19 protein-coding genes are annotated in these 22,273 nt (G+C 61.6%); 9 read left to right on the top strand and 10 right to left on the bottom strand.

Translation table 11 applies throughout. The annotated features are described in order from the left end of the window. Nucleotides 1-62: 62 nt before the first annotated feature. Nucleotides 63-1,616 (bottom strand): AMP-binding protein, encoded by a 1,554-nt coding sequence (locus phaeop14_RS04720; protein ID WP_096788901.1) that lies wholly within the window; start codon nucleotides 1,614-1,616, stop codon nucleotides 63-65. Between the two features lie 164 nt (nucleotides 1,617-1,780). Here phaeop14_RS04720 and phaeop14_RS04715 point away from each other — a divergent pair, with 164 nt between their 5' ends. Beyond that, nucleotides 1,781-2,383: an OmpW/AlkL family protein gene (locus tag phaeop14_RS04715; protein WP_040172784.1), complete on the top strand. Its 603-nt coding sequence runs from the start codon at nucleotides 1,781-1,783 to the stop codon at nucleotides 2,381-2,383. Nucleotides 2,384-2,528: 145 nt separating this feature from the next. On the opposite strand, the gene phaeop14_RS04710 is transcribed toward phaeop14_RS04715, so the two are convergent. After that, nucleotides 2,529-3,689 carry an isovaleryl-CoA dehydrogenase gene (locus tag phaeop14_RS04710; protein WP_096788900.1) on the bottom strand — a complete coding sequence of 387 codons (1,161 nt, stop codon included), beginning with the start codon at nucleotides 3,687-3,689 and terminating at the stop codon, nucleotides 2,529-2,531. A 156-nt stretch (nucleotides 3,690-3,845) separates the two neighbouring features. Between phaeop14_RS04710 and phaeop14_RS04705 the strand changes: the two genes are divergently transcribed. Together phaeop14_RS04705 and phaeop14_RS04700 are read left to right on the top strand one after the other, a co-directional pair. Continuing rightward, nucleotides 3,846-4,442 (top strand): TetR/AcrR family transcriptional regulator, encoded by a 597-nt coding sequence (locus tag phaeop14_RS04705; RefSeq protein ID WP_096788899.1) that lies wholly within the window; start codon nucleotides 3,846-3,848, stop codon nucleotides 4,440-4,442. After that, nucleotides 4,439-5,203: an HD domain-containing protein gene (locus phaeop14_RS04700; protein ID WP_096788898.1), complete on the top strand. Its 765-nt coding sequence runs from the start codon at nucleotides 4,439-4,441 to the stop codon at nucleotides 5,201-5,203. Before phaeop14_RS04705 ends, phaeop14_RS04700 begins: the two co-directional genes overlap by 4 nt. 7 nt (nucleotides 5,204-5,210) lie before the next feature. Here phaeop14_RS04700 and phaeop14_RS04695 read toward each other — a convergent pair whose 3' ends face one another. Next, nucleotides 5,211-6,413: a DegT/DnrJ/EryC1/StrS family aminotransferase gene (locus phaeop14_RS04695; RefSeq protein WP_096788897.1), complete on the bottom strand. Its 1,203-nt coding sequence runs from the start codon at nucleotides 6,411-6,413 to the stop codon at nucleotides 5,211-5,213. Between the two features lie 63 nt (nucleotides 6,414-6,476). Continuing rightward, nucleotides 6,477-7,142: an HAD-IA family hydrolase gene (locus tag phaeop14_RS04690; protein ID WP_096788896.1), complete on the bottom strand. Its 666-nt coding sequence runs from the start codon at nucleotides 7,140-7,142 to the stop codon at nucleotides 6,477-6,479. A gap of 132 nt (nucleotides 7,143-7,274) precedes the next feature. Between phaeop14_RS04690 and glmU the strand changes: the two genes are divergently transcribed. Genes glmU through phaeop14_RS04675 form a run of 3 tightly spaced genes read left to right on the top strand, consistent with a single transcriptional unit; the run spans nucleotide 7,275 to nucleotide 11,181 of the window. Continuing rightward, nucleotides 7,275-8,630 (top strand): bifunctional UDP-N-acetylglucosamine diphosphorylase/glucosamine-1-phosphate N-acetyltransferase GlmU, encoded by a 1,356-nt coding sequence (gene glmU, locus phaeop14_RS04685; RefSeq protein WP_096788895.1) that lies wholly within the window; start codon nucleotides 7,275-7,277, stop codon nucleotides 8,628-8,630. Next, on the top strand, nucleotides 8,630-10,438 hold the full coding sequence (gene glmS / locus phaeop14_RS04680) for a glutamine--fructose-6-phosphate transaminase (isomerizing) (RefSeq protein WP_096788894.1): 1,809 nt from the start codon (nucleotides 8,630-8,632) through the stop codon (nucleotides 10,436-10,438). Before glmU ends, glmS begins: the two co-directional genes overlap by 1 nt. After that, nucleotides 10,435-11,181 (top strand): DNA alkylation repair protein, encoded by a 747-nt coding sequence (locus tag phaeop14_RS04675; protein ID WP_096788893.1) that lies wholly within the window; start codon nucleotides 10,435-10,437, stop codon nucleotides 11,179-11,181. Before glmS ends, phaeop14_RS04675 begins: the two co-directional genes overlap by 4 nt. Before the next feature lie 70 nt (nucleotides 11,182-11,251). On the opposite strand, the gene phaeop14_RS04670 is transcribed toward phaeop14_RS04675, so the two are convergent. Continuing rightward, nucleotides 11,252-11,725, bottom strand: coding sequence for a hypothetical protein (locus phaeop14_RS04670; protein WP_096788892.1), 474 nt, complete (start codon nucleotides 11,723-11,725; stop codon nucleotides 11,252-11,254). Nucleotides 11,726-11,827: 102 nt separating this feature from the next. Here phaeop14_RS04670 and moaA point away from each other — a divergent pair, with 102 nt between their 5' ends. Genes moaA through phaeop14_RS04655 form a run of 3 tightly spaced genes read left to right on the top strand, consistent with a single transcriptional unit; the run spans nucleotide 11,828 to nucleotide 15,237 of the window. After that, nucleotides 11,828-12,835, top strand: a complete 1,008-nt coding sequence (moaA, locus tag phaeop14_RS04665) for a GTP 3',8-cyclase MoaA (protein WP_040177912.1) — start codon at nucleotides 11,828-11,830, stop codon at nucleotides 12,833-12,835. Between the two features lies 1 nt (nucleotide 12,836). Further along, a complete protein-coding gene (locus phaeop14_RS04660) occupies nucleotides 12,837-14,180 on the top strand; it encodes a 3-deoxy-D-manno-octulosonic acid transferase (protein WP_096788891.1) in 1,344 nt (447 codons plus the stop codon). 13 nt (nucleotides 14,181-14,193) lie between these two features. Continuing rightward, nucleotides 14,194-15,237 carry a glycosyltransferase family 4 protein gene (locus phaeop14_RS04655; protein ID WP_096788890.1) on the top strand — a complete coding sequence of 348 codons (1,044 nt, stop codon included), beginning with the start codon at nucleotides 14,194-14,196 and terminating at the stop codon, nucleotides 15,235-15,237. Nucleotides 15,238-15,335: 98 nt separating this feature from the next. On the opposite strand, the gene phaeop14_RS04650 is transcribed toward phaeop14_RS04655, so the two are convergent. The 5 genes from phaeop14_RS04650 to phaeop14_RS04630 all read right to left on the bottom strand — a co-directional run bounded on the left by phaeop14_RS04650 (nucleotide 15,336) and on the right by phaeop14_RS04630 (nucleotide 22,148). Then, nucleotides 15,336-16,499 carry a M20 aminoacylase family protein gene (locus phaeop14_RS04650; RefSeq protein ID WP_096788889.1) on the bottom strand — a complete coding sequence of 388 codons (1,164 nt, stop codon included), beginning with the start codon at nucleotides 16,497-16,499 and terminating at the stop codon, nucleotides 15,336-15,338. 91 nt (nucleotides 16,500-16,590) lie between these two features. Next, nucleotides 16,591-17,754, bottom strand: coding sequence for a M20 aminoacylase family protein (locus phaeop14_RS04645; RefSeq protein ID WP_096788888.1), 1,164 nt, complete (start codon nucleotides 17,752-17,754; stop codon nucleotides 16,591-16,593). A 10-nt stretch (nucleotides 17,755-17,764) separates the two neighbouring features. Continuing rightward, a complete protein-coding gene (locus tag phaeop14_RS04640; RefSeq protein WP_040177908.1) occupies nucleotides 17,765-18,931 on the bottom strand; it encodes a M20 aminoacylase family protein in 1,167 nt (388 codons plus the stop codon). A gap of 225 nt (nucleotides 18,932-19,156) precedes the next feature. Beyond that, the gene (gene argE / locus phaeop14_RS04635; RefSeq protein WP_096788887.1) at nucleotides 19,157-20,323 is read right to left on the bottom strand and encodes an acetylornithine deacetylase; all 1,167 of its coding nucleotides are present in this window, start codon (nucleotides 20,321-20,323) and stop codon (nucleotides 19,157-19,159) included. Nucleotides 20,324-20,327: 4 nt separating this feature from the next. Then, on the bottom strand, nucleotides 20,328-22,148 hold the full coding sequence (locus phaeop14_RS04630) for an ABC transporter ATP-binding protein (protein WP_096788886.1): 1,821 nt from the start codon (nucleotides 22,146-22,148) through the stop codon (nucleotides 20,328-20,330). Nucleotides 22,149-22,273: the final 125 nt, after the last annotated feature.

Here is a 22,273-nt window from a genome sequence, read left to right as displayed (position 1 = left end):
TGTAGGGTTGAGATCTGTCATTTCATAAATTGAGGCCTGCGCCGGCCGTGCATTGGCCCGGATCATGCGGAATCCTCCCCCGCCGCCCGCGCCTTCAATTCCTTACGGATGACCTTGCCGGTCACGGTCATCGGGAGGGCGTCCAAGAACTCCACTTCTCGAGGGTAAGAATACTTTGCCAGACGAGATTTGACGTAGTCTTGCAGATCTTTCTCCGCCGGAGAATGGCCCGGTTTCAGCACCACATAGGCTTTCACGATCTCGGTGCGCAGCGCGTCGGGTTTGCCGACGACCCCAACAGTCGCCACCGCCGGATGCGTCATCAGGCAATCCTCAATCTCCGCCGGGCCGATGCGGTAGCCAGCGGAGGTAATAACGTCATCCTCACGCCCGACAAAGCGCAGATAGTCCCCCTCCCAGATGCCGCGATCTCCGGTGACCAGCCAGTCGTCGCGAAATTTCTCCGCCGTCGCGTCGGGGCGCTTCCAGTATTCCAGCATCATCGACGCAGCCCCCCGGCGTACGGCGACGTCGCCCTCATCTTTGGTGGGGGTGCCGTCGGTGTCTATAACCTCAACCACACATCCCGGAACCGGCTTGCCGATACAGCCCGGCCGCACGGGGAAATCTGCGGCGCAGGAGGTCACCGTCATGTTGCATTCGGTCTGGCCGTAGAATTCATTGATGGTCACGCCCAGGTGACGTTGGCCCCAGGCGAGCATCTCTGCGCCCAGGGGCTCTCCGCCGCTGGCGACGGAGCGCAGACCGTCGAGCCCCTGCCCCGCCGCCTTCAGCAGGCGCAACGCAGTGGGCGGGAAAAACACATTGCGCACATCGCCCTGACGAATGATCTCGGCGCAGGCCTCCGGCGTAAATTTGTCCAGCCGGGCGGCGACAACCGGCACGCCCAGCGCCAGACCCGGCATCAGCACATCGAAGAGGCCGCCGATCCATGCCCAATCCGCAGGGGTCCAAAGGCAGTCACCCGGCTGTCCCAGATGATCATGACTGATGGCCACGCCCGGCAAATGACCAGAGAGCACCCGGTGACCATGCAGCGCGCCCTTGGCGCTGCCAGTGGTGCCGGACGTGTAGATGAGCACGGCCGGGGTCTCTGGCGTGGTTTCCGCATAAGGCAGGAGATGCCCGCTGTGATCTGCGCTTGCCGATAGGATATCTGTCACCAGCAGCGGCTGCGCCAGCACGCCCAGCTGCGCCGCGCCTGCGCCATCCGTCAGCACCAGCTCAAGCCCCGCATCGCCAATACGCGAGGCCAGCGCATCGTGCTGGAACAGCTTGAACAGTGGCACGGAAATGGCGCCGATTTTCCAGATCGCGAGATGTGCCACGGCGCAATCGACAGATTGGCTGAGCAACACACCGACACGGTTGCCGGGCTGCACTCGCCGCATCAGATCGCGCGCCATCACATCGACCATTTGCCGCAACTCACCGTAGCGGACATCGCGCCGCGCCCCGGTGGTCAGATCGATGAGGGCGACCTGCTCGTCCGGATGATCCAGCGCCTGCGCCGCCATGTTCAGACAGGCGGGAAACTGCCAGCCACCGTCGGCGCGCAATCCCGGGTACGAAGTATGTCCAGACATGCCGCTCATCCCAAGCCCTTCGAAGAACGCATAACTGATATGCAGTTTTTCCCTGCATTCCCAAAGGGAAAGCGCGCCGCTTCTTGATCCAGATCAGTGTTCTGTCGCTGCCTGAGGCGCATACGTTCTTTGCAAACAAACGACCCGATCACGATAGAAGAGGGATAATCCCAATGACCCGTATGGTTTCCGCCCTGGCTCTTAGCGCTGCACTGGCAGCTCTGGCCGGCCCCGCCCTTGCCCAGTCCCAGGGGGATTGGACCCTTGGCGTCGGTATCGCCAACGTCAATCCAAAGTCCGACAACGGCACCGTTGCGGGCGCGGCTGCGACGATTGACGACGATACCGCACTCACCTTCACTGCGGAGTATTTCATCCGCGACAACATCGGTATCGAACTTCTGGCCGCCAGCCCGTTCGAACATGATATCTCCTTGAACGGCGCCTACACCGCGACCACCAAGCATCTGCCGCCGACCCTGTCGGTCAACTATCACTTTCCGACACAAACCCAGTTCAAACCCTTTGTCGGCATCGGCATCAACTACACCACCTTCTTTGAGGAAAGCTCCCCCGCGGGCGTGATCTCGCTTGATGACAGTGTTGGGCTGGCGCTGAACCTTGGTGCGGACTGGCAGATCTCTGACCGCGGCGCACTGCGGGTGAACGTCCGCTACATGGACATCGAAACCGATGTGACCCTCAATGGCGCCAAAATCGGCACCGCCGAAATCGATCCGGTCACAGTGGGCTTTGGCTACGTTCACCGCTTTTGATCCTTTTGACGAGTAGCAAACTGAGACGAGTGCTTCAGGGAGGGGCGGCGTGCCGAATGGCGCGCCGCTTTCTCGTTTTGCGAATAAGAAACCGCGCAGCATAAGCCCGGGCTGACCGACCGACCGCCCTAAGGCCCAAGCGTGGTTACATCTGGCCCATCAATTCGCGGCCAATCAGCATCCGGCGAATTTCCGACGTGCCCGCACCGATCTCCATCAGCTTGGCATCGCGGAAAATCCGGCCAACCGGGTTGTCAGAGAGATAGCCCGCACCACCAAAGGCCTGCACCGCCTGATGCGCCTGGGTCATCGCGACCTCGGACGCATAAAGGCAGCAGGCCGCCGCATCCTGACGGGTTACGGTGCCCTTGTCGCAGGCCTTCGCAACCTCATAAACATAGGAACGGGCCGTGTTCATCGCAGTGTACATATCCGCGATTTTGCCCTGCATCAGTTGGAAGTTCCCGATGGGCTGGCCGAACTGCTTACGCTCTTTCATGTAGGGCATCATCTCATCCATGCAGGCCGCCATGATGCCGGTGCCGATCCCGGCCAGCACCACGCGCTCATAGTCGAGTCCAGACATCAGAACGCGCACACCCTTGCCCTCTTCGCCCAGCACGTTGTCAAAGGGGACTTTCACGTCTTCAAACACCAGCTCGGCAGTGTTGGAGCCACGCATCCCCAGCTTGTCGAAATGCTGCGAGGTGGAGAAGCCTTTCATCTCTTTCTCGATCAGAAAGGCCGTAATCCCTTTTGACCCCGCATCCGGATCTGTCTTGGCATAGACCACCAGCGTGTCAGCGTCAGGACCGTTGGTGATCCAGTATTTATTGCCATTGAGGCGGTAGTGGTCATTGCGCTTTTCCGCGCGCAAGGACATCGAGACGACGTCCGAGCCGGCGCCCGCCTCGGACATTGCCAGCGCGCCAACATGCTCACCAGACACCAGGCGCGGCAGGTATTTGGCTTTCTGCTCGGCATTGCCGTTCAGCTTGATCTGATTGACGCAGAGATTCGAATGCGCGCCATAGGAAAGCGAGACCGAAGCACTGGCCCGCGCAATCTCCTCAACCGCAACAGTATGGGCCAGGTAGGACATGCCAGCGCCGCCGAACTCCTCAGGCACGGTGATGCCGAGAAGACCCAGCTCCCCCATCTCCTGCCAGAGTTCCGACGGAAATTCGTTCTTCTGGTCAATCTCCTGCGCCATCGGGCGGACGCGCTCCTGCGCCCAGCGGTGCACCATGTCGCGCAGGGCGTTAACATCTTCGCCCAGATCAAAACTCATGCTTGCATTGAACATCTTGCCGGTCCTCCCGAGTCGTCGCGGATTATTTGAACATGTGTTCATTTATGCTGATCCAAACTCTCGCGTCAAGCGCCATGGCGAGGCCACTTTTGTTAGTGAGTTGACTCACTCATTTTTACGCTCTACCCAAAGGGCTGGAAAGGACGACTCATGCAGAAACGCCAGAAACGCGCGAGCGAAAAGCAGACAAGGCTGGTGCAGGCGGGCGCCGAACTGTTCCGGTCCAGAGGATATGACGGCACCAGCCTCACCGACGTCGCCAAGGCCGCAGGCGTGCCGCCGGGCGGAGTGTTCTACCATTTCCGCACCAAGGCCGACCTCGCCGACGCGGTGATGCAGCAGCATCACCGGCATTTCAGCGGCCAGCTTCAGCAGATCGAGACCGCCACCCCGGATCCGCGTAAGCGCCTGCGCCTCTTTTGGGAGGGCGCCGAAAAGCTGGCCGCCGACCGCGCGGCGCTTGGCTGCCCGGTGCTGGCGCTGGCCGGGGACATGGCCGCCGATCCGGCCCGCCCGGAGGCCGCGCAGGAACACCGCAAGCTGGTCATGGCGCATACCCTGGGCTGGCTGGCCGCGCAGTACCGCGCGCTTGGCCTTGGCGCCGCGCAGGCGGATACCGCGGCCGCGGGCCTGTTTGCCACCATGCAGGGCGCATTTGCGGTGGGCCATGTCATGAACGACGCAGATATTATCCGCAGGATTTTTTCGGACAAACGCCAGGAACAGGAAAAGGCAGGATTTTTATGACGAAATATTTGGGTGACCAGGCTTGGTCACAGGCCACCGGCGGCATTCTGCGCCGACGCGACCGTGTGGCGCTGATGCGGCAGCTGGCCGGGATGCAGCTGGGCGAGCTTGCCCGCCGGCTGGGGCTGGCAAAAGGCCCCGCCGCATTGCCGCTGGACGTGGCAGACATCCCCGTGCCCGACAGCGCCACCTGTCGCGCCGCCGAGGAGCACGTGGCCGCCAGCCTGTCCCACGCTCTCGACCTGCACAGCCACCGGACCTATTACTGGGGCATGTTCCTGGCTCATAGCGAAGGCCTGCGCCCGGACCCCGAGCTGCTGTATGTCTCCGCCCTGCTGCACGACCTGGGCCTGTCCGCCGGCGAAATGCCCAAGGCCCGGAGCTGCTGCTTTGCGGTGAACGGCGCCCGGCTCGCCGGCTTGTTCCTGCAACAGCAGCAATGGGACAGTGCCCGCCGCCGGAGCGTGTTCGAGGCGATCTCGCTGCATCTCAACCTTGAGGTTCCTGCCTCCCGCCACGGCGCCGAAGCGCGGCTGCTGGCGCTTGGCGCGCATCTGGATGTGACGGGGCGCAACCTGCACCGGCTGCACCGGCGCAACGCGGGCAGCGTGCTGAAGCGCTTTCCCCGCGACGGCTTTGCCGAGGAGATCACGGCTTCGGTCAGCGCAGGGCATCACCCGCACACGCGGGCCGGCATCTTAAGCAAGCTGGGCTTCAAGGATCTGGCGCTGGCCAACCCGCTGGACCGCCCCCGGGCCTGACCCGGCCTCACCCCTCCTGAAACACCGCCCCGACCTCGGCGCGGATGATGCGGGCGATCTGGGCGCAGTCGGCCAGGCTGAAGGTCAGCGGCACCCGCATGTCGACGATCCCGGCCAGGATGCGGTCGCTCTGCGGCAGGCGGGGGGTCTCGGCATAGCGCCAGCTGTCATAGCGCGAGGTAAAGGCAACGGGTTCGGGCGTGCCGAACCATTTCAGCTCGACCCCCCGCGCAGCACAGCGCCGCAGGACTTCCCGAACGGCCTCCTCGCGCCAGTCCAGCAGCAGGAACTGAATGGAGGAGCCAACATAAGCCTCTTTTTCGGGGCGTTCGACCACCGTCAGGCCCGGCGTGTCGCGCAGGCCCTCCTCGACCTGGCGGTAACGGGCGTTCCAGCGCTGCACCTGCTGTTCAAGATCACGCAGCTGCGGGCGCAGGATTGCGGCGCGAACATTGTCCATCCGCCCCGAGATATTCGGCGTCTCATATTTGATGCGTTCAAACACCTCAGGTCCGGGCGCAGCGCGATGGCGGGAATAAAGCATATAAGACCCAGAGAGCATAATTGCGCGCGCCGCAATCTCTGGATCAGAGGTCACCAGCAAGCCACCCTCGCCTGAGTTCACATGTTTATACGTCTGGCAGGAATAGCAGCCGACCACTCCGTGACGCCCAGATAAAACCCCGTTCCAGCGCGCCCCCATGGTGTGGGCGCAATCCTCGATCACCGCGACATCCGAAGCGTCGCAGATCGCCATCAACCGGTCCATATCACACAGATGCCCGCGCATATGCGATAGCATCAGAACGCGCGGGTGCCCGTCGACCGAAAGCTGCCGCTCCAGATCCTCCAGATCCAGTGTCAGCGTCTCGTTAACGCCAACGTAGACCGGCACTGCGCCCACGGCCGCGATTGACCCGGGCACCGGCGCCAGGGTGAAGGCATTGGTCAACACTCGATCGCCAGGCTTTACACCGACGGCACGTAAGGCGGTCGCCAGAGCATAGCCGCCAGAAGCCACCGCCAACGCGTACGGTGCCTCCATTTGGGCGGCAAACTCCTCCTCCAGAAGGGTCACCTCGCCAGCCTCATCACCCAACACGTTATAGCGGTGCAAGCGACCGTGGCGCATCACCTCGACAGCGGCCTCGATGGCCTCTTCTGGGATGGGTTCCTGCTGGGTGAAGCTACCGGTAAAGATTTCTGTCATGCTGCGTTTGTCTGCGCCTGACTACATAAGGTCAAGCCCCCGGCCTGCGGCCTCAAAGCACCGTTAAATCGGCAGCAACCGCGCTGCCAGTGCGGGCAGATCCTCAAACCTGTGCAACAAAGCCTCCGGCCGCAGCGCTTCGAGGTCGCCGCCAGACGGACCAAAGGTGACCAGTACCGAGGCAACACCGGCGGCAGCAGAGGTTTTGCGGTCGGTATCAGAGTCGCCAATCAGGATGCTCCGCTCCGGGTCACCGCCAGCCCGGCGGACGGCCTCGCGCAGGGGGGCGGGATCAGGTTTGCGCACAGGCAGGGTATCGGCTCCCACCAGCGAGTGAAACGCATCCCGTACACCCAGGTTGCGGGTCAGCTTCTCGGCCAGCGCCTCAGGCTTATTGGTGCATATACCCACACGAAACCCGTCCGCCTTCAATTGCTCGACCGCGGCCATGGCACCGGGATACATCACGGTATGGTGGTCAATCGCATCGCGATAATGCTCCAACAGCTGCGGGTAATATTCTTCAACGGTTTCTTCGTGATAGTGATCAACCCGCTTCAGTCCGGTCGTCAGCATGCTTTTTCCGCCACGCAGGGCTACGCCCGCATCCCGCGGCAAGGAAAGCAGATCCCCCAACCCCATCTGACGAAAACAGGCGTTGGCAGCGGCCAGCAAATCGCCAGATGTATCCGCCAAAGTACCGTCAAGATCGAAGATAACCGTACGCATATCTGCCCCCTCTCGGCGCGTTTTCGCCACCGCTTGTTGCAACCCGCAACCTTGTTTGATGGCGCTTTGCCTTGCGCGCCTGCTGTTAGCGGATAAAACGGGGGCGCTGAAAAGACAAAGAGAAAACACCACATGAGCACCGCCCTCGTCATTCTGGCCGCAGGCAAAGGCACCCGGATGAACTCCGACCTGCCCAAGGTTTTGCATCCCATTGCCCACGCCCCGATGCTGGAACACGCGCTATCCGCAGGGCGCGCGCTGAACCCGGAACGCACAATTGTTGTGGCCGGTCACGGGGCAGATTATGTGCGCGCCGTGATGGCTGATATCGACGAAGAGGCTGAAATTGTTGTTCAGGAAGAACAGCTTGGAACGGCCCATGCGGTTGCGCAAACCCGTGACGCCTTGTCCGATTTTGAAGGCGATATCGTCGTGCTTTATGGCGACACGCCCTTCGTCAGCGCCGAGACATTGCAGCGGATGCTGGCCGCGCGACAGAACGCCGATCTGGTGGTGCTTGGCTTCACCGCGGCTGATCCCGCGCGCTATGGCCGGTTGGTCATGGATGGCGACAGCCTTGAGCGGATTGTCGAATATAAAGACGCAACCGAGGCGGAGCGGGCGATTGATTTCTGCAACTCAGGCCTGATGGCAGGCAATGCGGCGCAGATGTTTGCGCTGATTGACCGGGTTGATAGCGTTAATGCCTCGGGTGAATATTACCTCACCGATCTGGTCGAATTGGCACGCGCCGATGGGCTGCGGGTCACAGCTGTGTCCTGTGATGAGGTTGAGACCCTTGGCATCAACTCTCGCGCTGATCTGGCCCGTGCGGATCGCGTTTTCCAGCAGCGCAAACGCGCCGAGCTGATGGCAGATGGTGTCACGCTGATGGACCCTGAGACCGTCTATCTGGCCTTTGACACAGTCATCGGTCGCGACACAATCATCGAACCCAATGTCGTGTTTGGCCCCGAGGTCACGGTGGAAAGCGGGGTGTTTATCCGGTCCTTCTCCCACTTTGAGGGCTGCCACATCTCGCGCGGTTCCAAGGTTGGCCCCTACGCCCGCCTGCGTCCCGGTGCGGAGCTGGCCGAGAACACCCACATCGGCAATTTTGTGGAAATCAAGAACGCCGAAATCGCCGAAGGCGCCAAGGTCAATCACCTGAGCTATATCGGCGATGCCAGCGTGGGCGCAGCGACAAACATCGGCGCGGGCACCATTACCTGTAACTACGACGGCGTGATGAAGCATCGCACCGAAATCGGCGCCGGTGCCTTCATCGGCTCCAATACCATGCTGGTCGCCCCGGTGCGCATTGGCAATGAAGCCATGACCGCAACCGGCGCGGTCGTCACCAAATCGGTTGAGGACGGCGCGCTGGCGATTGCCCGTGCTGAACAACAAAACAAACCGGGCCGCGCGCGCAAGCTGATGGACATGCTGCGCGCGAAGAAGGCCCGTCTGAGCGAAGGAGCCGAATAATGTGTGGCATCGTCGGCGTTCTTGGCAATCACGAAGCAGCCCCCATTCTGGTCGAGGCGCTGAAGCGGCTTGAATATCGCGGCTATGACAGCGCGGGCATCGCCACGGTCAACAGCGGCACTCTGGATCGCCGCCGTGCGGTGGGAAAACTGGTGAATCTCTCTGATCTCCTGGTGCACGAGCCGCTACCCGGCAAATCAGGCATAGGTCACACCCGTTGGGCCACCCATGGCGCCCCAACCATCGGCAATGCCCACCCGCACCGGGCCGGTGGAGTCGCGGTTGTCCACAATGGCATCATCGAGAATTTCAAGGATCTGCGCGGCGCGTTGAACGAGAAAGGCATCACCTTTCAAACCGATACCGATACCGAAACGGTCGCTTTGCTTTGTGAGGCGTTGATCGCTGATGGCCGGGCACCCATCGAGGCCGCGCGTGAAACCGTCGGGAGGCTGGAGGGAGCCTTCGCACTCGCCTTCCTCTTTGAGGGAGAAGAGGATTTGATGATCGCCACCCGCAAGGGATCGCCCCTGGCAATCGGCCATGGTGACGGCGAAATGTTCGTTGGCTCCGACGCCATTGCGCTGGCGCCCTTCACCGATCAGATCACCTATCTGGAAGAAGGCGATTTTGCCGTCCTGACGCGCAATAGCGTCGAGATCTGGGATCAACGCGGTGCAATTGCCAACCGCGAGAAACGCCAGATCCAGCTAGTGAATGCCCGCATTGACAAGGACGGGCACAAGCACTTCATGGCCAAGGAAATTGCCGAACAGCCGGTGGCCATTGACCGCGCCCTGAAGGCCTATCTCGGCGACGACGGGCAGCTGGCGCTACCGGCTGAACTAGATTTCACCCAGATCGAACGGCTGACCATGGTGGCCTGCGGCACCGCGTTTTATGCCTGCATGGTTGCGAAATACTGGTTTGAGCAAATCGCCCGGATGCCGGTTGAGGTCGATGTCGCCTCCGAATTCCGCTACCGCGAGCCGCCGGTCTCGGACAAGACGCTGGCGTTGTTCGTTTCACAGTCGGGCGAGACCGCCGACACGCTGGCGGCGCTGCGTTACATGGACGGCAAAGCACAGCAGATCGTCGGGTTGGTCAATGTTCCCGAAAGCTCAATCGCACGCGAGAGCGACGTGGTGCTGCCGCTCCACGCGGGCCCCGAAATTTCTGTCGCCTCAACCAAGGCGTTCACCTGCCAGCTGTCGATTCTGCTTCTGCTGGCTCTGCGCGCGGCTGAGCAACGCGGTCTGCCACTGCCGGATGACATGCCTGCCGATCTGCGCGCCCTGCCCGGATTGATTCACCAATCACTGGCCGGAGAGACGCAAATCACCGCCTCAGCGCGCGGGCTGGCCAAGGCGCAGGACATTATCTTCCTCGGACGCGGGCAGCTTTATCCGCTGGCTTTGGAAGGCGCGCTAAAGCTCAAAGAGCTGAGCTATATCCACGCAGAAGGCTATGCCAGCGGCGAGCTGAAGCACGGGCCAATTGCCCTCATCGATGAAAAGGTGCCGGTGGTGGTCCTCGCCCCCCGTGATGCGCTGTTCGACAAGACCGTCTCCAACATGCAGGAGGTGATGGCGCGCGGCGGCAAGGTGATCCTTGTGACGGATGCGGAAGGGGCTAAAATCGCGGGCGATGGCACCCATGAGGTCATTGTAATGCCGCAAGTCCCCGACACGCTGGCACCGATCCTCTATGCGGTACCTGCGCAGCAGATCGCCTATTACACCGCAATCGCCAAGGGCACCGATGTCGACCAGCCGCGCAACCTTGCCAAATCGGTGACCGTGGAATGAACATGCTGACGATTGAGGTGGCATTGGCCGCGCTGGAGGCCGCTGCAGAGCCTGCGCGCGCGACCCAGATGGCGGGCTATCACAAGCAAAAACGCCGGGTGCTAGGCGTACCGAACCCGGTGATCAACAGCCTCAGCCAGGAGTGGCGCAAGATGCTCAGCGCGCAGGATGACGGCCTTACCGCCCGTTGCGTGCTGGCACAGGAGCTGTGGGCCAGCGATGTGTTCGAAGCCCGGATTGCCGCGGGCAAGCTGCTGACCCAAGCCCGGATCAAGGAGGACGCGCCGGTCTGGGATCTGTTGCAAAGCTGGGTGCCGGATTTTGACAGCTGGGCCATTGCCGACCACGCCGCCTCAGCCATTCAGAAACGGCTTCAGGCGCAGCCCGGGCGGCTGGACACAGTTGAGGGCTGGACGTCCAGCGACCACATGTGGACCCGCCGCGCCGCATTGGTTTCGACCCTGCCCTGGGCAAAACTGCCCAATCCAAAACCTGAAGAGCTGGCCGCGCGTGAACGGATCCTCGGCTGGGCTGCACGCTACGTGCCCGATCGCAACTGGTTCATTCAGAAAGCCATCGCCTGGTGGCTGCGCGATCTCAGCAAACATGATGCCGACCGCAGCCGCGCGTTTCTGGCCGAACATGGCGCGGCGATGAAACCCTTTGCCCGGAAAGAAGCGGCCAAATATCTAGTGTCCGCCGGTGAACCCACCGCAGATGCAGCCACCAGCGACAACCCATAGTCCGATACACTAAGAAAAGGCGCTAGGGAGACATCCCAGGCGCCCTTTTTCATCGCTTCAGGATGTCAGATCACCCCGCTGGCAACACCTGCACCTCGACCAGCTCGGTCAATGGCAGCCCCAGTGCGCGCATCGCATCAATGGACAAGCGGCTTCCGGCTCCGGTATCGCCGCCGATGGGCCGCAGGGTCAGCGTGACCTCTGTGCCGCGCGGCGAACGCACGCGGGCTGTCTGCGGGCTATCGACCAGCGGCGTCTCCATCCACAGACCCGATTGCGAGGGGTCGCCCAAGCTGGCGACGGTCGACGCGCGCCCGGTGTAGCCTGCGGTCACACCGGCAGAGGCGCTCTGCCCTTCTGCCGCATCCAAGGGTGCCTGTTCGACACCCGGGGCCAGCGGCACGGTATTGGTGGCGGTATCGGTGGCCGACTCCCCGGCGGTGCCAGCGGACGTCCGCCCGCCCAGAACCGATGAATTCCACTGCAACGGGCCACAGGCCCCAAGCAGCACGACAGAAGACAGGATCAAAACAGAATAACGCATAGCGCGACACTAGCTCTCACCTCACGGCTTTGCCAGCGGCAATCCCCGTTTCGGCTAAACTCAGGCCTTGCCGCAAGCGCGCCCCCGCTTTACCTAAGAGGGATGACTGCTCCGCTTATCGATCCCTTCGCCCGCGCCATCACGTATCTGCGTGTCTCGGTCACTGACCGCTGCGATTTTCGCTGCGTTTACTGCATGTCCGAGAACATGACCTTCCTACCGAAGAAGGAGCTGCTGACGCTGGAGGAACTGGACCGGATGTGTTCGACCTTCGTCAATCTGGGTGTTGAGAAGCTGCGCATCACCGGGGGCGAACCGCTGGTGCGTCGGGGCATCATGACCTTTTTCCGCTCCATGACACGCCATCTCGAAAGTGGCGCGCTGAAGGAGCTGACGCTGACCACCAATGGCTCTCAGCTGGAGAAATACGCGCAGGACCTCTACGACGCGGGTGTGCGCCGGGTGAATGTCTCTCTCGATACCATCGATGAGGGCAAATTCGCCGAGATCACCCGCTGGGGCCGCCTGCCGCAGGTGCTGCGCGGGATTGACGCCGCACAGAAGGCCGGGCTGCGGATCAAGATCAATGCGGTCGCTCTCAAGGGCTTCAACGAAGACGAGCTGCCCGCCATCACCCGCTGGTGCGCGGGGCGTGATATGGACCTCACCTGGATCGAGGTCATGCCAATGGGCGATATCGGCAACGAAAACAGACTGGGTCAATACTGGTCGCTGAAAGACGTGCGCCGCGCTTATGACGATCACTACAATGTCACCGATCTGGCGGAGCGCACGGGTGGGCCGGCGCGCTATGTGCGGTTGGAAGAAACCGGTCAGAAAATCGGCTTCATCACGCCGCTGTCGCATAATTTCTGTGAAAGCTGCAACCGCGTGCGGTTGACCTGCACGGGTGAGCTGTACATGTGTCTGGGTCAAGAAGACATGGCAGACCTGCGTGCGCCCCTGCGCAATCATCCTGAGAATGATCAGGCGCTGGAAGATGCGATCCGTGCCGCGATCACCCTGAAACCCAAAGGCCATGACTTCGATTATTCGCGGCAGAAGCTCGACGGGCAAATGCCCCGCCACATGAGCCATACCGGCGGCTGATATGTCCAGCCGCAAGACCAGCGCAGCGCCGCTGTTGTTTCACCTCTACCGCGCGGTCACTGCGGCGCTGGCGCCGTTTGCCTATCGCAAAGTCGCAGGCAAGCTCGCCGATCACGGCGTGTCTGCTGCCCGCCAGCGCGAACGGATGGGCTATCCAACAGAGCCGCGCCCAACACCCCAAACACCCGATGGCCACCCTGCGCCGTTGCTGTGGTTTCACGGTGCTTCGGTCGGTGAAAGCCTGGCCGCGCTGAGCCTGATCGACAAACTGGCCCCCCGCCTGCCCGGCGCGGAATTCCTACTGACTTCGGGCACCGCAACTTCTGCCGAGATGATGGCCAAGCGTATGCCCGCCAATTGCCGCCACCAGTTTGCGCCGCTGGATGCTACAGCCCCCGTGCGCCGCTTTCTGCGGCATTGGCAGCCGGATGCAGCGCTCTTTGTCGAAAGTGAGCTGTGGCCGGTAACGCTGGACGCGGCCAAACGCTCCGGCGTGCGGTTGGCATTGGTCAATGCCCGACTGTCGGCCCGCTCCATTGCGCGGTGGAAATCCAAACCGGCCACCGCTGCCTTTGTGATGCAGCATTTCGATGTGTTGCTCAGCCAGAACCCGCAGATGGGCCAGAGCCTGATCGACCTTGGCGCCCCGGCTGATCGCGTCCATCCCAGCGGCAACCTGAAGGCCGGGTCCGCACCGCTGCCCGTCGATAAGACCGCCCTTGCCTCCGGTCAGGCCGAGCTGGGAGCGCGCCCGCTCTGGGTCGCAAGCTCCACCCACCGTGGAGAGGAGGAGACCGTGATCGCCGCGCATAAAGCACTGCTGGCCGAGACCCCCGACCTCTGCCTGTTGCTGGCGCCCCGTCACCCGGAGCGCGCAACAGAAGTGATCGCGCTGATCAAGAAGGCGGGCCTCAGCGTTGCCCGTCGCAGCGCAGGCGATGCCCTCACCCCTGACACGCAGGTCTATCTGGCGGATACGCTGGGCGAGGTCGGCACATGGTATGTGCTATCGCCCATCGTTTTTCTGGGTGGCTCCCTTGCCCCCATCGGCGGGCATAATCCGTTTGAAGTGGCACAGGCCGGCGCCGCCGTCATCACCGGCCCGGGCTATTCCAACTTTGCCGAGACCTATCCACCGCTGATCGACGCCGGTGGAGCGGTTGAGGTCAGCGACGCCCCAACGTTGGCCGGCGCAGTCCAGCATTGGTTGACGGATGACACCGCCCTTAACACGGCTCGCACTGCTGCGCGCGGCGTGGTTGAGGCGCAGGCGGCAGCCCTTGACGGTGTGGTGGACCTGTTGATCACCCATCTGGCGCTCCCTTCGCCCAACACGCGCAACTGATCGGAGCCGCCAGATGGCCGACCTGCTTGTCACCAACTTCAATCGCAATTTCACCGGTGTCTCGGCGACCGCTGCGAATGTGGTGCGTCAACAGGCCGGACGGTACCAGATGGCGTTGGTGGGACGCGCCCTGCCCGGCTGCCTGGATCCGATTAGCATCGCCGCTGCCCGCGCGGCCTCACGCCATCATGACCCCGCCAAACCCTTCGCGATCTGGCACGTCCGGCGCAACACCGAAATGCGTGCCGCGATCTGGGCGCGCGACGTCCTGCGCCTGCCGGTGCGGATCGTTTTCACCTCAGCGGCGCAACGGCGGCATTCAGCGTTTCCGCGCTGGCTGATCTCGCGCATGGATGCGGTGATCGCCACCACCGAAGCTGCCGCAACCTATGTCCCTCATGTGCGTTCCGTGGTGCCGCATGGGGTCGACACCGATCTCTTCACACCGGCGGAGAACCGCGGCTCGGCATGGGCCGCGCTTGGCTATGGTGGCCAGCAAGGGATTGCCACAATCGGACGTATTCGGCCCGAGAAAGGCACCGATCTGTTTGTTGACGCTATGCTGCGGCTCTTGCCGAAACACCCCGGCGCTGTCGCTCTGGTAATCGGGCGTGCCACACGAGAGCATCAGGGCTTTTTGAAGGGCTTGCAGGCAAAGATCGCCGCGGCGGGCCTTGGCGAACGCATTCTGTTTCCCGGCGAAATCCCGGCAAGCGATCTGCCGCGCGTGATGCGGGCGCTGTCGCTGGTGATGCAGCTGCCCCGCTACGAAGGCTACGGTATGGCTCCGCTGGAGGGGTTGGCCAGTGCTGTGCCCTTTGTCGGTTCAGACACCGGATATTATCGTGCCTTTTCGGCGCAAGGGACCGTCGGCACCGTGGTGCCGTTGGAGGCCGCCGACGCCGCGGCAGAGGCCGCAGGTCAGTTGCTGTCAGCACCCGAAGAACTGTCACGCCGCGGACAAGCTGGTCGCGATTTGGCGGTCCACGCCTTCAGCGCCCGTGCGGAGGCAGATGGCATCGACGCCGTATATCAAAAGCTCTGGTCCGCAGGCTAAGCGCGAGCAGCCTCTCAAGCCCCCTAGATAACGCCAAAAAGAATCGCCTGCCCACAACGGGACAGGCGATCCTCTTAGCCGGTCTTTTGCCTCAGTGATCAGGCGGCGGGCATCCGCTGTTCGACAATCTCTGCCCACCAGCTGCACCCGGCAGGAATGGCCTCATCGTTGAAGTTATATTCGGGGTGGTGCACGGCAGCGGTGTCGCCGTTGCCAACCAGAATATAGGCACCGGGGCGCTCTTCCAGCATGAAGGCAAAATCTTCGCCACCCATCACAAGGGGCGCATCATCGCAGCCACCAGAGATATCCCGCGCCACTTTCGCGGCAAACTCGGTCTGTTCGTCATGGTTCACCATCACCGGATACCCCCGGTGGTAGGTCACTGCCGCCGTACCGCCAAAGGTCGCAGCGATGCCGTCGCAAATCTCATTGATCCGCTTCTCCGCCAGATCGCGCATCTCGCCAGACATGGTCCGCACTGTCCCCTTGATCTGAACGCTCTGCGGGATCACGTTGAAGGCCTTGGAGGAGGTCTCAAACGAGGTCACCGAAACCACGATCTGATGCACGGGATCTGCATTACGCGACGCGATGGTTTGCAGCGCCAGCACGGCCTGCGCCGACATCACGGTCGTGTCGATAGTTTCCTGAGGCTTCGCCGCATGACCTCCGCGCCCTTCAAAGGTGATGTCGAACTGATCGGTCGCCGCAAAGAATGCGCCCGGGCGGATCGCGAAGGAGCCAACCGGACGGCCCGGCCAGTTGTGCATGCCGTAGACTTCCTGGATGTTCCAGCGATCCATCATGCCGTCGTCGCACATTTCCTTGCCACCGCCGCCGCCTTCTTCGGCGGGCTGGAAAATCACCACCACGGTGCCGTCGAAATTGCGGGTCTCAGACAGGTATTTGGCCGCCCCCAACAGCATTGCAGTGTGGCCGTCATGGCCACAGGCGTGCATCGCGCCATCGGTCTTGGAGGCATAGTCCAGGCCAGTCTGTTCATGGATCGGCAGTGCGTCCATATCGGCTCGCAGACCGATCACCTTGCCGGAACTGTCAGACTTGCCCTTGATCACGCCAACAACACCCGTGCGGCCGATGCCGGTGACAATTTCGTCGCAGCCGAACTCTTTCAGCTTCTCTGCAACCAGCGCGCTGGTGCGATGGGTCTCGAACAGGATTTCAGGATTTTCATGGATATCACGTCGCCAAGCGGTGACTTCGCTTTGCAGTTCGGCGAAACGGTTCTTCACAGGCATGGTAAGGTCCTTTTTCTCTATCAATGCGCTGACGATCTTGGTCCGCGCTGTTTTCAGTTGAATGACGGTTGATGCAGACGACCCTTTCCCATCAGGGCAGTGGTAGCCGCTGTTCGATCAGGGTGACGAACCAGCTGCATCCGGCTGGGATGGCATCGTCGTTGAAATCATAAGCCGGGTGATGCAGGCCAGCCGAGGGTCCATTGCCAACACGGATCATGGCACCGGGGCGCTCCTCCAGCATGAAGGAGAAGTCCTCTCCGCCCATGGCCAGTGCCACCTCCTCACAATCGCCCGCCACCGCCAGCGCTGCCGCATGGGCGCATGTGGTCGCCTCCGCATCATTGATGGTCACGGGGACACCGTTCACAAACTCCACCTCCGCAGAGCCGCCAAAACTCTGCGCAATTCCGGCAGTGACAGCACGCAGCCGCTCTGGGATCTGTGCCCGGACTTCTGGTGAATGAGTGCGAATGGTGCCTTTCACCTCCGCCCGGTCCGGGATGACGTTATACGCCTTTGACGATGTCTCTGCCGAGGTGATCGATAAAACCCCCTGCATCACGGGATCGACATTGCGCGACACGATGGTCTGCAGGGCTGTGATCAGAGAGCACATCATCACCGTGGTATCGGCGGTTTCCTGCGGTTTGGCCGCATGGCCACCGCGTCCTTGCAGACGAATAATGAACTCATCGACAGAGGCCAGGATCGGCCCCGGGCGCAGGGCGAATTTGCCCAGTTCAAGCCCCGGCGAATTGTGGATGGCATAGACCTCATCAATACCGAAACGGTCCATCAGACCATCCTTGCACATGGCCTCAGCGCCATTGCCGCCCTCTTCGGCGGGCTGAAAAATCACCACCGCAGTGCCATCGAAGTTGCGCGTCTCTGCGAGGTATTTGGCCGCTCCCAGCAACATCGCAGTATGGCCGTCATGGCCGCAGGCGTGCATTGCGCCCTCAATCTGCGAGGCGTGCGGCAGGCCGGTGTCTTCTGCCATAGGAAGCGCATCCATATCGGCACGCAGACCAATCGCCCGGTTCTGCGTATCGCTGCGGCCCCGGATTAGTCCGACAACACCGGTCCGACCGATCCCCGTCACCACCTCGTCGCAGCCGAAGGCACGCAGCTTCTCGGCCACCAGTGCGCTGGTGCGATGTGTCTCGTAGAGGATTTCCGGGTGCTGATGGATGTCCCGACGCCAGGCGGTGATTTCGGCGTGCATTTCAGCAAAGCGGTTCTTCACGGGCATCGGGTCATCCTCAGGCTGCGGGCATACGTCGTTCGACCAGCTCGGCGAACCAGCTGCAGCCCAGCGGGATCGCCTCATCGTCGAAATCATAGGCCGGATGGTGGCACATGGCGGTGTCCCCATTGCCAAGGAAGATATAGGCGCCCGGGCGCTCTTCCAGCATGTAGGAGAAGTCTTCCGATGGCATGATCGGATCCGTGTTGTCGCTCACCTTGGGCGACACGGCGCGCGCCGCCTCCACCGCATAGCCGGTCTCAGCTTCGGTATTCACGGTCACCGGATAGCCCGGCATCCAATTGACCTCAGCCTGCGCGCCGTAGGCCGAGGCGATATCCTCCGCAATGCGGCGCACGCGGGTTTCGGCCTGGCTTCGGCATTCCGTGTCGAGCGTCCGCACGGTGCCCTGCAGCCGAGCCGAATGGGCGATCACATTGGAGGCGGTGCTGTCGGTTTCAAAGGTGCCAACGGTCAGCACCACACGCTTCAGCGGGTCGATATTACGCGCCACGATCGACTGCAAAGACACAACAATCTGTGCGGCCACAAGCGTGGTATCAATCGCCTCATGCGGAGTAGCCGCGTGCCCCCCTAGCCCGGTCACGGTGATCTCGAATTCATCGGAAGACGCCAGTAGAGGACCGGAGCGAATGGCAAATTCCCCAACCGGAATGCCCGGCGCATTATGAAGGCCATAGACCTCCTGAATACCCCAACGCGCCATCATGCCGTCATCGCACATCGCCTTGCCTCCGGCACCGCCTTCTTCTGCCGGCTGAAAGATCAGCACTGCCTTGCCGTCAAAATTGCGGGTCTCAGCCAGATATTTCGCAGTGCCGAGCAGGATCGAGGTATGGCCATCATGGCCGCAGGCATGCATCAGCCCCGGCGTCTGGGAGGCGTAATCGAGCCCGGTCGCCTCGGTGATTGGCAGCGCATCCATATCGGCACGCAGGCCGATAGCGCGGCCCGAGGTGTTGGTCTTGCCCTGGATGACGGCGACGACCCCGGTTTGGCCAACACCGGTGGTGATGTCTGTGATGCCAAAGCTGCGCAGCTTCTCCTCGACAAAAGCGGCGGTCTTATGCACCTCATAGAGCAGTTCCGGCATCTGATGCAGGTGACGCCGCCAACCGGTGATCTCAGCGTGCATTTCAGACAGGCGATTCTTGATCGGCATGGGCATCTCCCTAATATTGGTCCGCTGTCCCAGCTGCATCGCTGGCTGCCAAGCAACGAAAACACTGTTTCCAATGGCGCGAGCAGGCGGATAGCCGCATCAACGGTGAGGTCTGCGGCCACTCTCTTTCAGAAAACTTGCCTTATCAAGTAATGAGGTGCAAGCAGATCGCCGTCGGCCATGATCAGCCCGAGCAGAGCCCTCGAAATCGGCGCAGGCCAGTCGTCAGGCTGCGAGCCGGTCAACAAGCTGCTGCATGAACCGATGGCCCGCGTTGAACTGCGATACCTCGATATACTCATTTGGCTGATGCGCCTGCGCGATATCACCAGGCCCGCAGATCACAGCGGAATAACCCGCTTCCTGAAACTGCCCCGCCTCGGTCCCATAGCTCACCACATGGGTGCCGTTGTCGCCGGTGAGCGCACGCACCAGAGTTTCGGCTTCGCCTTCGACCTCGGGAACCAGGCCCGGCACATTGAACTTCTTGCTGACATCAATGCGGGTGTCGGGATGGACCGCCTGCATCTCTGCCTCGATCTCGCGCAGCTTCGCCAGATAGGCCGCTTCCCACTCGGCCGCAGATTCGCCAGGAACAACCCGGAAATCCATCACGAAACGGCAAACTTTTGCCGTGATGTTATGGGCCGTGCCGCCATTGATCATACCGACGTGGCAGGTGGTGAAGGGCGGCGTGAACAGGGATGCAACGTCATCCGGTGTCTTGGCCATATTTTCCGCATTGCGCGCATTGGCCCAATCAATCAGCCGGGCCCCCTGCATGATGGCGCTGACACCCGTGTGCATGAGAGAGCTGTGCACCTCAAAGCCCACCAGATGGGTGCTGTAGCCAATACCACCCTTGTGCCCGGTCACCGGGCGCATCACCGAAGGTTCCCCAACGATGACACAGGATCCCTTGGGTAGAACGTCCTGCATTGCGGCAATCATCGGCGGCGCGCCGGTGCAGCCCACCTCCTCATCAAAGCTGAGCGCCAGCTGCAAAGGCCGTGCGACACCTCGGTGGTGCGCCGCCACTAAAGCCCAGATCGCCAAGGCGTCAAAACCTTTCATGTCGCAGGTGCCGCGACCAAAATACTTGCCGTCCCGCTCAACCACGGTGAAGGGATCGCTGTCCCAGGGCTGCCCCTCAATCGGCACAACATCCGTATGCCCTGACAGCACCACAGCGCCCTCGACCTCGGGGCCGACATGGGCAAAAACCGCCGCCTTATGCGGCTGATCGGGACCCACCCAGCGGTGCGCGGTGATGCCGTGACTGGCCAGATAGCCCTCAACCCAATCCACCAGCGGCAGGTTGGTTTCGCTGCTGACGGTGGGAAAAGAGATCAGCTTGCTCATGATCTCCAGCGGGGTGAGCTGCTCTGCCATGTTCTTAATAACCGCTATCAGTGGTCAGAACAAAATGCCCCGGTTCCACCTCCATGTACTGCGAGGGTTCGGGCTGGTAGTTCAGATCATGGATCGGAGACGGGATCGGTTTGAAATTCAGATCCTTCTCCGATTTGCGCTGGTTCGGATCAGCGATCGGCACCGCCTTCATCAGCGCTTGCGTATAGGCGTGTTGTGGGTTCTCAAACACGCGCGCCCGCGGTCCGAGTTCGACAATGCGGCCCAGATACATCACGCCAACCTGATGACTGACGCGTTCGACAACGGCCATATCATGGCTGATAAACAGGAACGACAGCCCCAGTTCGGACTGAAGTTCCATCATCAAGTTCAAGACTTGCGCCTGCACCGACACGTCCAACGCCGAAACGGCCTCATCCGCGACAATCAGTTTCGGATTGAGTGCAAGGGCGCGGGCAATAGCAATCCGCTGACGCTGACCACCGGACATTTCATGCGGATAGCGGCGCATGAAGCTGCGCGGCAAATGCACCCGATCAAACAGGGTGGCGACCCGGTCCTGCAGTTCTGAACCAGAAGCCAGACCGTAGTTGCGCATCGGTTCCGCCACCTGGTCCAGCAGCTGCATCTGCGGATTGAGAGAGGCAAAAGGATCCTGAAAGATCATCTGCATATCAAGCCGCGCCTTGTGCAACTCACTCTGGTTCAGGCCAAGGATATCGCGGCCTTCGAATTCCACCGCACCGGATTGCGGCTCCACCAAGCGCAGGAGCGACCGACCGGCAGAGGATTTGCCGCAACCAGATTCACCAACCAGCGACAGGGTCTGCCCCTTGAACACCTTGAAAGACACATCTTCGACCGCATGCACGTTGGCCACGGTACGGCGCAGGATGCCTCCCTTCACCGGGAAACGGGTCACTAGGTTGCGAACCTCCAGCAGCACTTCGTCGCTGCCCTTGATGGGTGCGATTTCCTGCTGCTCCACACCCATCAGCTTCATCGGCTCCGGGTAGTCTTTGCCGCGCATCTCGCCCAGCTTAGGAACCGCCGCCAACAGGGCTTTGGTGTAGTCATGCTGCGGGTTCTCGAAGATCTCCGTGACGGTGCCTTCCTCGACCTTGTTGCCACGGAACATGACGACCACACGGTCTGCCATCTGCGCGACCACCGCCATATCGTGGGTGATGAACATCACGGCTGTACCGGTTTCCCGCTTCAACCGGTCCATCAGCGCAAGGATTTCAGCCTGAATGGTCACATCCAACGCCGTCGTCGGCTCATCCGCGATCAGCAGACGCGGCTCGCAGGCCATCGCCATCGCGATTACCACCCGCTGACGCATCCCGCCCGACAATTCATGCGGATACTGTTTCAGGCGGCGTTCCGGCTCTGGGATGCGAACCTCACGCAGCAGCTCCAGCGCGCGTGCTTCGGCGTCTTTCTTGCTGAGGTTTTTGTGGATCCGCAGCCCTTCTGTCAGCTGACGCCCAACTGTGAACACCGGGTTCAGCGCGGTCATCGGCTCCTGAAAGATCATTCCGATCTCATTGCCGCGAATCTGTTTCATCAGCGCCTGATCGGTTTTGCCGAGATCCACCTCACCTCCTTCGCGGCGGTCAAACAGCAGCTGCCCTGAAGTGATATCGCCGCCACCAAACTCAACCAAACGCATCAGCGACAGCGAGGAGACCGATTTCCCAGACCCGGATTCGCCAACAATGCAAACGGTTTCGCCGGGATTAACGTCGAAGGAGACATCCTTTACGCCCACCACCGGGCCGTCTTTGGTCTGAAACTCCACCCGGAGCCCTTTGATTTGCGCGATTGGTTGATCCAGCACCGTGACGTCCCCTTCGTATTCTTCTTTTTCGATGGCGTTGACAGGAAGGTGTACGCACCTGCGCTGACCCCGTCAAACCCAGGGCCAGAGCCTGCGCAATTTTTTCTCGGCTGCAAGTCTTGCAT

Source organism: Phaeobacter piscinae (assembly GCF_002407245.1).
GTDB lineage: Bacteria > Pseudomonadota > Alphaproteobacteria > Rhodobacterales > Rhodobacteraceae > Phaeobacter > Phaeobacter piscinae.
This window is presented reverse-complemented; position numbering and strand designations above follow the sequence as displayed.